A 14,091-nucleotide genomic window follows, 5' to 3' on the forward strand; every position below is an offset into this window, starting at 1 on the left:
TAGCTTCCCGTAAGTACGAAATATTAACTTCTCTATGATAATCAACCATTTATTTTTGGATTCTGTTCAGTATAATAGCTTCCTTAAAAGATTTGACCGTTATTGTAAAAATCTAATATTAAAAATAAAGAGAGGAATACTTTTATTTTCTTTGTTATGGCTGATTAAATAGTGTTCTTGATCCTTCACGAGCATCTAATCCCAACTCTGACAACGTGGAACTATTATAGCCTAGGGTATATTGATAACTTTGGTTCATATGACTTACTAAATCGATACAATTGCGCAGGTCTAGCTGAATATTGGTTAGACTTTTTTGGTGTTCCATCAGAATCCTTAACTTCTTCCAACATGCGGTCCCTTGTTTTTGTTTTTACGATGTCTCGGGTGAAATTTGAAGTAGACACCACAAAATTAGGAGCGATTGTTGAAATTACTTGGTGTAATTCTGCGATTGTAAACTCCTCCGGCAGTAACGTTTTTGCAATGGTCGTCGTCAATATCATGTTTTGTATGTGTTTCACTGCATCTTGAATAATATGGGCATGATCGAAGGCAAGCTCCGTTTTATTGATTGTAACCGTTTCGTCCTCAGATTCGAATCTAAGGATATTATCTTCCGTAAGTTGCAAACGAAACAGCTTTACTTCTTCCGCATCACCACCGGCTCGAAGCATTTGCAAATATTTCTCGTTAACTAAAGCAACATAAGCAACCGTAGGTGTGTATCCACGAGGATCCCTAGTTGGTGAATAATAAGCCTTCATTTGTTCGATATAAACCCCAGAAATTGTTTGATCCAATCCACCCGAAACTACGGCATCCAAATTTGTCTCCTCTTTTAATTCTCGTATCGCGGCCTCTTCAAGTGATTCATTTTGGATTTTGGTATAGCCTCCAGGTAATGCCCATCGTTGATGATAAGGTTCATTCAAACGCTTCACCAGTAGGATTTCCAGAAACCGTTTGGGAAGGGAACGGAGGGAGCGTTTATCGATGGTTTCATTTTCATCGACTTCCCGTTTTTCCGTTGTTACGGTAAAAATACATATATCCACTGGTAATCCGAGCAAAAGGGGGAATCCATCATTACTAAAATGTACTTCTCTCTCCACATTCAACATCCTTACATCTAAACTTTTATAAATTTACTGTAACAAATCATTGTACAATTAGCAATCGAAATGAAACAATTAAAGTGATATATTCAATATGAATATTACACATTGACAATTGCTTATTAAGGTAATATATTTGAGTTACCAAAAAGATGAAACTCAAATTGGGTTGAGGAGGGTAGACAATTAGGAAATTCAATTCTCAATTTTGGTTTATTTATTACAGTTGTAAGTAGTTGGAGATCTTTATTCGTTGGAAATTACTTCATCGCTTTTAGTGATTAGTAGCAAGGTAGAGATTGTGTATTCAGGGAAATTGAAATGGAACATGTGTCTCTTTAATTTGAAGGGAAATGGAGGATGAAGAGCCTGATGATGATTGAATTTGACAAGCTGAAACAAGATTTTATTGCCAAAAAGGTGAAGGATTGTCTGCGTGAATATCCAGATTACTATGAATACTGTGTAATCCAAGAATATGAAAACAAATATTCTGAATTTCAAATTCATGCAATTCAACTTGCTGATGTTTTTGTTCGTCTCCTTGAAAACCAAGGACAACTTAAGTTCGTATCGATTCAGTTTCCCAAAACGGAATTTCATTTATCTACTGTTTATTCATGGTTGTATGATAAAGCCGTCTATGTTTCAGAGGAAAAATCTGCAAGTGGAGTCATTTCGAATGGCTTTCAATTGATTAATAAAGTTCTCTTTAAAGGTCATTCCATCGTTTTGTATGAAAAGGGAAATAAAAATCTTTCATTTGATATGGATGGTTGTGTTGAAGTGAGCCAGGTTTACGATAGCTATCATCTAATTACAACTGCAAGTAATGCTGTCGAAGTTTTCCCAGAGGAACCGAGTAAAGTTCCTTTATTTTTCAATGGGGAAAAAGTTGCGAGTGTACCGAGAATCGATTTTAACATTGAAGAAGACTTGATCATTTCAAATGGTCACATCATGGTGGCTGATTATATCGAGGATTATTGTGGGAATATTGGATTTTACCAAAAAGAGAATCCGCATTTGCCAATTTCCTTTCCTTTAGATGATCAAAATCCTATCTATATTCATGTCATCATGAAGGAAGATGGGTCTAAAATCTATGTTTTTGAACAGGAGTACACCATTCAATATAAGGAACTGTAATCGAATGTAAATGAAATTCAATTTTAATATAATGATAGATTTTGATAAGGAGGAAAAAGAATGATAGATTTATTTGACCGTATTTCTGGGGGATTTTGGGGACTTTTAATTGGTGATGCTCTGGGTGTACCATATGAGTTTCATAGTTCGAACAGCATTCCCCCATTGAATCAAATTGAAATGAAGGTACCGAATGGTTTTAAAAGGACTTACAACGGTGTACCAGAAGGAACATGGTCTGATGATGGAGCACAAGCTCTGTGCTTATTGGATTCACTTTTGGAAGAAAATAGCCTAAACTTAAATCATTTTGCACGGAAACTTATCTCTTGGTATAAAAATGGAAACTGGGCCTTGGATCATTTTGTGTTTGATGTTGGAAAGCAGACTTCTGAAGCACTTGAAGCAATTCTAGGTGGCACGCCGCCTGAACGTGCTGGTTTTGTGCGTCGTGATGGTAAGGGGAACGGATCATTGATGCGCGTTTTACCTCTTGCATTGTGGCATACAGGAAATACAAAACAATTGGTCGAAAGCGCGCATACTCAATCCCTAGTTACGCATGGTCACATCACCAACCAGGTGTGTTGCGCATTGTATTGCTTGTGGGCTCGCGGATTACTGTTGGGGCACGATCAGGAAGAAGCTTATCAAGCTGCCGTACAGACGTTACGTACTATATATGGGAATTCGAACTACAGGGAGGAATTAGAGACAGTATTGCGACCTAATGACGATCCAGTTACTGACGGCAGTGGTTACGTCGTATCTACTTTTAACTGTGCTCGATTAGCGTTGAAGGAGAAAAGCTACGAAAACGCTGTTAAAGTTGCCATCTCGTATGGGGGTGATACGGATACAAATGCTGCTGTCGTAGGAGGACTTGCTGGTATATTATATGGTTTTGCTAATATTCCAGAAAGATGGAGAAAGAGTCTACGTGGTTACAATATGGCGGAAACACTTCTTAATAAGCTAATACGCAGCCTTGAAGATAAATCGAATGAAAATTGGAGTCAAAAACCTATTCCTTCCAGTGAATTAACTCCATTGGATATACCGCAATGCCCGCATGCGTTACAAATGGACGGAAGTACGCATAATGAAAGTGCTTTCACTGTATGGAATCAGATATGGAAATTTGCTTTAACTTTTAATGGATACGAATACTTAGGGGATCAATGTCATGAATTCTCAGGAAAAGTTTTTGATCATTATTCTCAATTTGATATGTTACCGAAAGACTTATCTTTCGATGATTTTCGTTCCCTTTTATTTTTAAAGCAACGTGGATGGCGTTGGAATAATGGGGGTATAGACGAGAGTGGAAAAATGTTTGTTAACCAGCTGTTACGAGAATTATATCAACGTCTTCGTACAGGAGAAAAAGGTTCTGTCCATGATGAAGCATTTTGGAGAGAAAAACTTTTTGAGATGATATCATTTTCAAAAGAAGGGAAAGCATACTTTCGACCTTTCGTATGTAATGGAAAAATTGATGAAATTGACATTTTTTTAGTGGGCATTAATCCAGCTACACCTATTTATCCGAATGATATTGATCTCCATGAGTACGTTGAACTTCTCTTACATAACGATAAATTTCTGGAACAATACGCTAAATTTCGGTTACTTCAAGGAAAAACGGAGATGTCCAGGACTCGTATCGGGATGAATGCCATGATCAATTTATTAAAACAGCACACGAACGTTTCCATTGCAGAGACAAATGTGATTTCCTATCCAACTAAATCTGTAAAAGAATTGAAAAAAGAACCACAGGAAGTGATTAACTATGGAAAAGATATATTTTATCAACTTTTAAGTTTAATCCAACCGAAAATATTGATTTTTCACAGTAAGGAAGCGTTGAAGGTCGCACTTGAAATCATGTCGGAACAGGAGCTATTACAGGTAGAACCTGGAATGATTCAGAAAACGAATATAAAAGAATTGGAATCAAAAGCGCCTTTATTAGAATTTACATATAAAAATGGGAAAAAAGGATACATTTTTGCTTGTCGCCATCTTATGTATTACGGAAAAAAAGGGGATTCATTTCAGGCTTTTACGGAAAATGTAATAAATATGATGAAAAGTTGAATAGAGAAATCTAAAATTAGAAAAAAGATAGACAGCTTCTAAGGTTCGAGTTCGGTGTTGCACTGAACTCAAGCCTTGAATATAGCTTCTATCTATCTTGTAAATTTGGGTGGATGTACTAACCTAGTCCATTATCACGGCTGATTTTTAATATATAGGTCTTGATAAGACAATCTCACCTTTAATCAAAGCTCACTTGATCTATTCCTTCAACAATAAACTCAAGTTCTGTTAAAAAGTTAAGTTCAAGCGGTGCAGGCAAGCGTTCAGTAATTTCTCTAATTTCAATAAGATTTTCGGCTTCTTCGATTGTAGTGGGCGGTTGTTCTAAATGATGATACCAAGCCTTTAATTCATCGATGAACTCATAAAAATGCATCTCAAATCGTTCGGCACTATCTTCACTTTCATCTTCTGAGGCTTTCGCCATCATTTCCCAATCCTCAAGAGCAACTTCTAATTTCTTTTTCACATCATGTATCACATAATCACTCCTTGGTTTTGGTACCTTTGCGTTGCGTCTACTGACAACTTGCAGAATTAAGCGATCAGAGGAAGGCGAAACATAAATCCACCTGCTATACAGGTAGACAGTAATTGGTTGCACTAAATACTCACTTCCAGTTTTCTAATAGATAAGAAAGGAAAGTGAGTATTTTAGCCAACAAAGTGAATACCAAAGTAATTATTTTGATACATCTCTACAACTATCCCTCTCAACGAGTTGGGTAGGAACAATGACTTTTTTTGCTATTTTCCTCTGTTTCTCAATTCTCTCTAAAAGAAGTTCGATTGCTGTTTCACCCATAAATTCTGTAGGGATTTGGACCGTTGTTATCGGTGGATTCGTAAAAGCTGTGATTGGATGTCCGTCAAAACTCACAATGCTAATATCCTCAGGAACCTGTATCTTTGCTTCATTAAGAGCTCTTAAAGCTCCAATGGCAATGGGGTCGTTTGCGATAAAGAAGGCTGATGGGATATTTTTGGATTGAATGGCTTTTAGCATGAGATCATAACCACTTTTTTCTCCTGGTTCTCCGATAAAAACAATCGAAGAATCATATACACCGGCTCTTTTCATATATCGTTTATATATAACATCACGGCGTTCATCTTCAGGAGTTTCTATATGTTGAATTGCCCCCATATATCCAATGGTTTGATGTCCTAACTTTTGAAGATAGTCCAAACATTGTGTAACAGCTATTCTTGCTTGAAACGAAATTGAATCATATTTAAGATCGTTTGGACAAATTCCTATAATGACAACATGTTCACATTCAATATTTTCTAGAAAATGTTCAATTTCATGTTTTGCATAATTCCCCAAAATAATGACTCCATGTAATTGAGTGATCTTTTCATAATCCGTTACAAGCTGAAAAACTAATTCAATATTGTATTCTAAGCAATTCCGTTCAATTCCCTTTCTAATAGAAAAGTAAAAATCACTATCAAGATAATCCTTAAAAATGACTTGCTTATAAATAATTCCAATTTTATATACGATTTTCTTTTTATGATTATGTCTTTCAACGATTGTTTTGTAGCCGACATCCTTTGCAATGGATAAGATCTTATTCCGAGTTTCTTCTGAAACTGAAAATGAATCGTCACTATTTAATACTCTTGAGACGGTTGTGCTAGAGACATTCGCTAATTTTGCTATTTCTTTAATTGTGGCCATAGTAACACCCTTCTACAAATTGATTACGATTATTATACTATATTTAAATTGTTAGTAAAAGTTTTACTAAAAGAATTGGCAAGAAAAACTTGGAAATTATATTATTTGAAGTAGAAAATCTTTGGTTTAATCAATTTTAATTGAATGCTTACATTACATTTACACCATTTTCATATTGAATTAATAAAAATCTTTTATATTTAACGTATAAATTAAGTGATAAAATCACTTGAAACAGTAAAAGTTTTACTAACGAACAAACGAGGAGAGATTCAATGGAGAAAAAATGAAAAATCACTGAAAGATTTCAAGTCGTTGAATTGGATTACGTAGGGGAAATTTTATGTCGATAACATTATTGGGAGTGGTTGCAGGCATACTAACGAGCTGCTCTTTTATCCCGCAAGCGTACAAAGTAATTAAAACGAAAAGAACGCATGATATTTCGATTCCAATGTATTGTTTATGTACATTAGGAGTATTTTATGGATAGTTTATGGATTGATGATTAAAGATATAGCTGTACTTTTAACGAATATTGTTACGTTTGTGCCAACGGTAATCATTCTAATACTCACATGTAAGTATAAAGATCAGGCTCCAGGTAATTGACTGGGACGATGAATGGATCGAATTAGCAGGAAATTAGACAAAAATACTTGTTAAAAGGGAGAAGAACTAAATGAAGAAGTTGATGTTAATCATGGTTGGACTCATGTTAAGTATTTCATTAGTGGCATGCGGTAAGGCTGATTCTGGAAATAAACCTGCAGGAGACAAAGCTGCAAAAGATAAAACTTTAGTTATCTATTCAAACTCTGCTTCTGACGGTCGTGGTGATTGGTTAACAAAAAAAGCCGCTGAAGCAGGTTTTAAGATTCAAGTAGTACAAGCTGGCGGCGGTGATTTACTAAACCGGTTGATCGCTGAAAAAAACAAACCAGTAGCAGATGTAGTTTATGGTCTTAATCAAACGAACTTCGAAACATTAAAAACAAATAATTTACTCGTCCCCTATCAACCAAAATGGATCAATGAAATACCAGCATCATACAGACAGCCAGGTAATTTCTATAACCCGCTTGTTGAACAAAGAATTATTATGATTTATAACAAAGATGTTTATACCCCGGAAACTGCACCTAAAGACTGGACAGATTTAATTGAAAATAAACAATTTGCAGGCAAATATAATGTTCCAACAGATTTAGGCAGTGCGACAAACCGCGCTGTTATTGATGGAATTCTAATGAGAAATTTAGACCCTAAAGGTGATTTAGGTGTATCTGATAAAGGATGGGCAGAGATTAAGTCTTTCTTTGATAATGGATATAAAGCACCTAAAGGGGAAGATGCCTTTAAAAACTTAGCATCAGGCAAAGTCCCTATTTCATTCACATATTCAAGCGGATTAGCAGGATATGAAAAACAATATGGTTTCAAGGCAGGAATTGTTTCTCCTGAAATCGGCGTACCATCATTAGTTGAACAAGTAGGAATTATCAATAAAGGAAAAGATCAAGATACAACCGTTGCGAAACAATTTGTTGATTGGTTTGGCAGTGCCGAGGTGCAAGGTGAATGGGCGAAACAATTTGGTACGTTACCTGTAAATGAGAAAGCAGTAAATCAAGCGTCTGACCAAATTAAATCGATCTCTCAAAATACAAAAGTCCAAAAAATGGATGACAATTTCGTTGCACAACATATTGACAAGTGGGTAGAAAAAATTCAATTAAATATCCTGAAATAAGGAATAAGCAAAGCTTATTAACTTACCCCTAATGAATACCTTTATAAACCGTCAATCCATAGTGGATTTGACGGTTTATAAAATAAGGAGGAAGTCATTTGATTCATTTTCAAGATATACAAGTAAAATTTGGTGATTTTGTTGCCATTAAAAATTTAAATCTAGATATAAAAGAAGGCGAATTTTTTACGTTTCTAGGGCCATCCGGCTGTGGGAAGACCACGACTTTAAGAACATTAGTAGGATTTATAACACCAGCTAATGGAAAAATCATCGTGGATGGTGAGGATGTTACAAATACTCCGATTGAAAAAAGGCAAATTGGAATGGTCTTTCAAAGCTATGCCTTATTCCCGACCATGACCGTTTTTGAAAATATCTCCTTTGGATTAAAGGTACAAAAGCAGAAAAAAGAAGATATTAAAAAACGCGTTGAGGAATTAGCGAGGGTTGTCGATTTATCAGATGAGCAGTTAATGAAAAATGTATCGGAACTATCAGGTGGACAACAACAACGAGTTGCCATTGCTCGTGCATTGGCACTTGCTCCCAAAATCATCGTATTAGATGAACCATTGTCAAACTTAGATGCAAAGTTACGCAAGCAATTAAGAAAAGAACTAAAAAAATTGCAGCTTGAACAAGGGATTACTACCGTTTATGTGACACATGACCAAGAAGAAGCCTTAACCATGTCAGATCGCATAGCCGTTTTTAATAATGGAGTTGTTGAGCAAGTAGGCACCCCGGAGGAAATCTACAATCATTCGAAAACGGAATTTGTATGTAATTTTATTGGTGATGCAAATGTAATGAGCCAAAACATAATCGAAGAAATAGCGAAAAAAACGGATATGAAAGTAGACCCCGCGAAAAAATATTATATTCGGACAGAAAAAATTAAAACAAAAGTGCTGAATAAAGATATTCATTCTGTTGCATTAAAAGCAAAAGTTAGATCAAAAGAATATTATGGGACATATTCCCAATATAAATATGAAATATTGGAATCTACTATGATGAACATTGAAAAAGAGGATGGTAATATTCAATATTCTGAAGGTGACGAGGTAACATTATTTATTGATCCAAAAGACATTCTGCAATATTAGGAGAACGATCATGAATAAATATTTAAACACTCATATTCATAATAAAATATACCTTTGGATAGTCGGAATTATATTCACTTGGTTCATTGCAGCCTTTCTTATTCTTCCAAATGTAAATATCCTATATACGACATTTTTTGCGGATGGTTCCTTTTCACTTGAGCCTTTTCACAAATTACTATCATCTGAAAGAGCGATGAAAAGTTTATTAAACAGCTTTATCTTAGGTGTTACCTTAGTTTTCACTGTCAACATCATCGGGATTTTCTTAGTCTTAGTGACAGAGTATTTTGCTATCAGAGGAGCTAAACTATTAAAACTTGGTTATTTTACAACGGTGATTTATGGGGGACTCATCTTAGTGTCTGGCTATCAATTTATTTACGGGAATTCTGGATTTTTAACGACTTTATTCGTGAAAATCTTTCCTAACATGAATCCAGATTGGTTTATCGGATATCCTGCAGTCGTTTTTGTCATGACCTTTGCTTGTACAACCAATCATATCCTCTTTCTTTCGAATGCGATTAAAAGCATTGATTTTCAAACCATTGAAGCGGCAAAAAATATGGGAGCTTCTCCTTGGAACATTCTTTCCAAAATTGTTTTTCCTGTATTAAAGCCTGTATTAACAACTTTGTCAGTATTGACATTTGCTACAGGTATCGGTGCGTTGTCTGCACCGTTGATTGTAGGTGGAAAAGACTTTCAAACGATTAGCCCAATGATTCTAACATTTGCTAATAGTGTAAGCTCAAGAGATCTTGCAGCCTTATTAGCCTTATTTTTAGGAATCACACAGATTATGTTACTGTATGTGATTACGAGATCTGAAAAAAAGGGATTTTATATGTCCATCTCAAAGGTAAAGACGAAAATTGTGAAGCAAAAAATTGAAAATAAGATTGGCAACTTTATCGTTCACTTTTTTGCATATGTCCTATTTGCCATCTATGTGTTGCCAATCGTAGCTGTCATTCTCTTTTCATTTACCGATACGTACAGTATCAGTAATGGAACCCTTTCATGGGCTCATTTCACATTAGAAAATTATGCGAAAATCTTAACAGACGTATCAGCCTATCAACCATTTGTGATCAGTATGATGTATTCAGGATTAGCTGCCATCATTGTTGTAACGGCTATGTTATGTATCGCCAGGTTCATTCACAAATACAATAATAAATTAACAACTGCTTTAGAATATTTACTGCATATTCCTTGGCTAATACCCGGTACTTTAATGGCTATCGGTTTAATCATCACGTATGATAAACCAATGCCCATTATGGGTAATATGGTGTTGACAGGTACATTAAGCATATTGTTAATTGCTTATGTGATTGAAAAAATCCCGTTTACGTTGCGGATTTTGAAGGCGGCTTATTACTCATTTGATAGCTCACTTGAGGATGCAGCGAAAAATTTAGGAGCCGGCACCATTTATACATTTATTCGGATCATTTTACCGATTATTTTACCATCAGCTCTAGCGATACTCGCGTTAAACTTTAATAGTCTATTAGCTGATTATGATTTAACGGTATTTTTATATCATCCCTTGTATCAACCGCTTGGTATCGTGATTCGAAATAATACTGACCCAACGGCTTCCGTTGATGCGACGGCAATGAATTTTGTCTACTCGGTCATTTTAATGGTGATATCCGCCATTGTCGTCTACTTCGTTTATGGTAGAGGAAATAATAAGAAGAATATTTTATAGAGGGTTCAATGTGAAAAGGGGATAAGAGAATGGAAGACTTACAAGCCGTTCATAAAAAAATAGTAAACTGGCTAAATGAAATTGTTCCAATGATTAAAAGTGATTTATCAAAGAATCTTACCATTGAAACAAAATTAAATCGAAGAGACCTTGTGACGAACATAGATAAAAAAGTACAAGATTTTCTTATTCAAAAAATTACGAATGACTATCCAACACATACCATTGTTGGGGAAGAATCTCCTGAAATATCAATTAGTGAAAATAGAGAGCATGTATGGGTGATTGATCCTATTGATGGTACGACTAACTTTGTGAAACAGCAAGACCATTTTTGTATTTTAATTGCTTACTATGAAAATGATATTGGAAAATTAGGATATATGTTTGATGTAATGAATGACAATTTATATTACGCAATTGAAAATAAAGGGGCCTATGTAAACGGGGAAAAGCTGCCAGCACCTGAAGAAATATCATTACAGGAAGGTCTTATTTCAATAGATGTGCGGCATTGGTATGGGAAAGAAGCATTTAGAAGGCTAGCTGAGGAATCTTTTGATATCCGTTATTTTGGTTGTGGCGGCATCGATTGTATTCATGTCATGACGGGAAAATTTGCCGCTTTTGCTACGACAAAATCCGGGCCTTGGGATTTAGCAGCACAACTCGTGTTTGCAAAGGAATTAGGATTGAAAGCTTCTCGTTTTGATGGTAGTGAATTACATTATTTAGATTATGGTGATTGGGTATTTGCTAATGCGGGGACTTATCAAGATCTTGTAACGATTATAAAAGATTGGGATTGTTAATGTACTAGATAATCTTAAAAATATATATCAATTTATCAAAAGTAAGAAAGGAACATGATTATGAAATATACAAACGTTTTAGAGAAACTATTAAAAGAAAATGAAGTGCTTATTGCATGTCACCAAGGATCAGCAGGTGGCAACATTACTTATAATACATATCGCTCAATGGTAAATGCGATTCATCAAGGTGCTCATATCGTAGAATTTGATATTAGTAAAACAAGTGATGGTATATTCCACGTTTTCCATGAATGTGAAGAACCGATTCGTTTTAATCGAAGCGAGAAGTTTCGAACATTTACTGCTAAGGAAATGAAGGAGCAATCATTATTGAATATGAACATGCAAGCAGTAGAGGCTCCACCTACATTAAAAGACTTCATGGAAAAGATGAAAAAACACCCAAATGTATTGCTGCATTTTGATCATGTGCAAAAATGGGGAAAAGAATTATTGGAAGAGTTAGACCAATATGAAGAGCAAAGACAATCCATCATAATAAAAACGGATGTTGCTGTAACGGAATGTTTAGAAGCATTGGCAGCACATGATGTGAAATATATGACGTTACCTAAAGTTTGGAATCAAGATGACTTTAATAAAATTATGGAATATAAAGAAAAAATTAATATTGTTGGGTTTGAAATGATTTTTGATGATCCAAATGCTGATTATGTTTCAAAAGAAAAACTGGAGCAATTGAGACAAATGGGCTATCACACGATGATAAATTCCATTGTTCTAGGGGGCGGTTTTCAATCGCTTTGCGGCGGATTTGATGATGATGTTTCATTATTAGAGAATCCTGATTTAGGCTGGGGTAAATTAGTTGAGATGGGATTTGATGTGATTCAAACGGACTGGCCGTTACCGCTAAGAAATTACCTTGAGGAAAAAGGTGTAAAGTTAGTTTATGAAAAATAGCTATTCTAATTTACGTTAAGAAATTATCAAGGTAAAAAGTATAAAAACCAAGTTAAGAGATATTCTCAACTTGGTTTTTATTTATATCGTACTTTCTCGAATAATTAATTCAGTCTCTTACCGCCGAGAAAACAGCATAATCACACCTTAATAACCAACTTCAACTGATACGATTACTATGTACATCATATCATTTTTATCTCCCTTTTCCTCTAGGAGGATTCCGCTAGTCAAGAATCAGTTTGAAGAGGTTTGGGGGAATCTTCTCAACCATTAACTGAAACTTGGATTAAAGATTATGAGAAGAACTATACGCAAAACTAGGGACTACTTTTAAGAGCACGTTATCTGCTAATCTTTCTGGTTGAAAGATATTTTAAAGGTGTCTAGACTGCTACTACTTCAGAGAAAGTTTGAATTTATAATGTATAAAAAAATGGTCAGAAATCTTAATTCGATTTCTGGCCATTTTTTATACAATAGGGTACCTCCATAGATTTTTAGACATTCTTTTTGTTGTTCCTGTTGGGTAGAAGCTATTTTCTGAGAGTATTCCTCTAAGTCAGTGTGTACTACAGGAATATCGCATATTTATAAAGACTTACCAATATACTGCTAAATGGCCTAAATTAACAGTTTGGTTATGGAACAAGACCCCGTTCATATTTCTAATCAGAATAGTAATGATTCAAACGCGCGAACAATTTTTGGCGGCTGGCTTACTGCATATCGTTTTGGTCTCCTCTTTGCATTATCTTTACCTATTCTTAATTTTGGAAAAACATATAATTTACACCAGATTAAAAATTCGTGTTTACAATCAAAGTGAACAAAAAAAAGCAAATAAGAATAGAAATTTGCAAAAATGAGCAATGTTTGCGCGAAAGGAGAAAGATGTTGTTAGCAATTGAGAGAAAAATGCGGATTATTGAATATGTAAGACAGAATCGAACGGCGACAATCTCCGCACTTGCAAAGAAATTTAATGTACACGAAGCGACGATCAGACGGGATCTGGCGGAAATAGAACAGAATGGCATTCTGAAAAGAACGCACGGTGGTGTGATTATGGAGAAGTGGACCTATGATGAGCCCCCTTTTATGGAAAGAACCACACTAAACTTAGATCAAAAAATGCGAATCGGCAAAATGGCGGCCAGTCTGGTGGAGGATGGGGAAAGCATTATTATCGACTCTGGGACGACTACTTTGCATATCGCCAAAAACCTAATTCACCGCACTGATATTACGGTAGTGACGAACGATATGAATGTTGCTGCAGAACTGCGGGATGCCCCTCGAATTAAAGTGATTTTGACCGGTGGCGAACTGTATCCATCCAGTTATTTTCTGAACGGCATGTTCACGGATCACGCTCTGAGATCGCTGCATGTCGAAAAGTCGTTTATGGGAACTACTGCTTTACATCCCCAATACGGTTTAATGCATCCGGATGCACAGGTGGTACCGGCTAAGCAAGAAATGATCTATGCAGCTGGGGAAATTATTGTGGTTGCTGACGACAGCAAAATCGGTAAGCTTTCTTTACATACGGTGGCCCCAAACAATGCCATCCACACGCTGATTACTGGAAAGGAAGCGTCAGAATACGACCTCCAGCCTTTTCGTGACATCGGCATCACAATCTATACGGTTTGAGAACCTATTATTCTATTAAAGGTGGTGATATTCAAAGAGAAG

13 protein-coding genes and 1 pseudogene are annotated in these 14,091 nt (G+C 35.6%); 10 read left to right on the forward strand and 4 right to left on the reverse strand.

The window, feature by feature from the left end; translation table 11 throughout:
* Positions 1 to 224: 224 nt before the first annotated feature.
* Complete coding sequence (locus ACM5BR_RS00355) at positions 225 to 1,115, reverse strand: NUDIX hydrolase (protein WP_416825208.1); 891 nt, start codon at positions 1,113 to 1,115, stop codon at positions 225 to 227.
* A gap of 375 nt (positions 1,116 to 1,490) precedes the next feature.
* Between ACM5BR_RS00355 and ACM5BR_RS00360 the strand changes: the two genes are divergently transcribed.
* Positions 1,491 to 2,267 carry a hypothetical protein gene (locus tag ACM5BR_RS00360; RefSeq protein ID WP_416825209.1) on the forward strand — a complete coding sequence of 259 codons (777 nt, stop codon included), beginning with the start codon at positions 1,491 to 1,493 and terminating at the stop codon, positions 2,265 to 2,267.
* A 60-nt stretch (positions 2,268 to 2,327) separates the two neighbouring features.
* Entirely contained in the window at positions 2,328 to 4,370 is a 2,043-nt protein-coding gene (locus tag ACM5BR_RS00365) for an ADP-ribosylglycohydrolase family protein (RefSeq protein ID WP_416825210.1), read from the forward strand.
* 181 nt (positions 4,371 to 4,551) lie between these two features.
* Here the strand turns inward: ACM5BR_RS00365 and ACM5BR_RS00370 are convergent, their stop codons facing one another.
* Together ACM5BR_RS00370 and ACM5BR_RS00375 are read right to left on the reverse strand one after the other, a co-directional pair.
* On the reverse strand, positions 4,552 to 4,977 hold the full coding sequence (locus tag ACM5BR_RS00370; RefSeq protein WP_416825211.1) for a hypothetical protein: 426 nt from the start codon (positions 4,975 to 4,977) through the stop codon (positions 4,552 to 4,554).
* A gap of 78 nt (positions 4,978 to 5,055) precedes the next feature.
* Positions 5,056 to 6,060, reverse strand: coding sequence for a LacI family DNA-binding transcriptional regulator (locus ACM5BR_RS00375; protein WP_416825212.1), 1,005 nt, complete (start codon positions 6,058 to 6,060; stop codon positions 5,056 to 5,058).
* 343 nt (positions 6,061 to 6,403) lie between these two features.
* On the opposite strand from ACM5BR_RS00375, the gene ACM5BR_RS00380 reads away from it, so the two are divergent.
* From ACM5BR_RS00380 to ACM5BR_RS00410, 7 genes are all read left to right on the forward strand, one after another.
* Positions 6,404 to 6,553: a SemiSWEET family sugar transporter gene (locus tag ACM5BR_RS00380; RefSeq protein ID WP_416825213.1), complete on the forward strand. Its 150-nt coding sequence runs from the start codon at positions 6,404 to 6,406 to the stop codon at positions 6,551 to 6,553.
* Positions 6,554 to 6,564: 11 nt separating this feature from the next.
* A complete protein-coding gene (locus ACM5BR_RS00385; RefSeq protein ID WP_416827801.1) occupies positions 6,565 to 6,672 on the forward strand; it encodes a hypothetical protein in 108 nt (35 codons plus the stop codon).
* A 70-nt stretch (positions 6,673 to 6,742) separates the two neighbouring features.
* Entirely contained in the window at positions 6,743 to 7,813 is a 1,071-nt protein-coding gene (locus ACM5BR_RS00390) for an extracellular solute-binding protein (protein ID WP_416825214.1), read from the forward strand.
* Positions 7,814 to 7,911: 98 nt separating this feature from the next.
* A complete protein-coding gene (locus tag ACM5BR_RS00395; protein ID WP_416825215.1) occupies positions 7,912 to 8,925 on the forward strand; it encodes an ABC transporter ATP-binding protein in 1,014 nt (337 codons plus the stop codon).
* Positions 8,926 to 8,935: 10 nt separating this feature from the next.
* Positions 8,936 to 10,651 (forward strand): ABC transporter permease, encoded by a 1,716-nt coding sequence (locus ACM5BR_RS00400; protein WP_416825216.1) that lies wholly within the window; start codon positions 8,936 to 8,938, stop codon positions 10,649 to 10,651.
* Positions 10,652 to 10,680: 29 nt separating this feature from the next.
* Entirely contained in the window at positions 10,681 to 11,463 is a 783-nt protein-coding gene (locus tag ACM5BR_RS00405) for an inositol monophosphatase family protein (protein WP_416825217.1), read from the forward strand.
* A gap of 60 nt (positions 11,464 to 11,523) precedes the next feature.
* Positions 11,524 to 12,390, forward strand: coding sequence for a glycerophosphodiester phosphodiesterase family protein (locus ACM5BR_RS00410; RefSeq protein WP_416825218.1), 867 nt, complete (start codon positions 11,524 to 11,526; stop codon positions 12,388 to 12,390).
* 147 nt (positions 12,391 to 12,537) lie between these two features.
* On the opposite strand, the pseudogene ACM5BR_RS00415 reads toward ACM5BR_RS00410, so the two are convergent.
* Positions 12,538 to 12,621 (reverse strand): annotated as a pseudogene (locus ACM5BR_RS00415) (Lin0512 family protein); the annotation flags it as partial.
* A 666-nt stretch (positions 12,622 to 13,287) separates the two neighbouring features.
* Between ACM5BR_RS00415 and ACM5BR_RS00420 the strand changes: the two are divergent.
* Positions 13,288 to 14,049 (forward strand): DeoR/GlpR family DNA-binding transcription regulator, encoded by a 762-nt coding sequence (locus ACM5BR_RS00420; protein ID WP_416825219.1) that lies wholly within the window; start codon positions 13,288 to 13,290, stop codon positions 14,047 to 14,049.
* Positions 14,050 to 14,091: the final 42 nt, after the last annotated feature.

The organism is Ectobacillus polymachus, from assembly GCF_048159605.1.
Lineage (GTDB): Bacteria > Bacillota > Bacilli > Bacillales > Bacillaceae_G > Ectobacillus > Ectobacillus polymachus.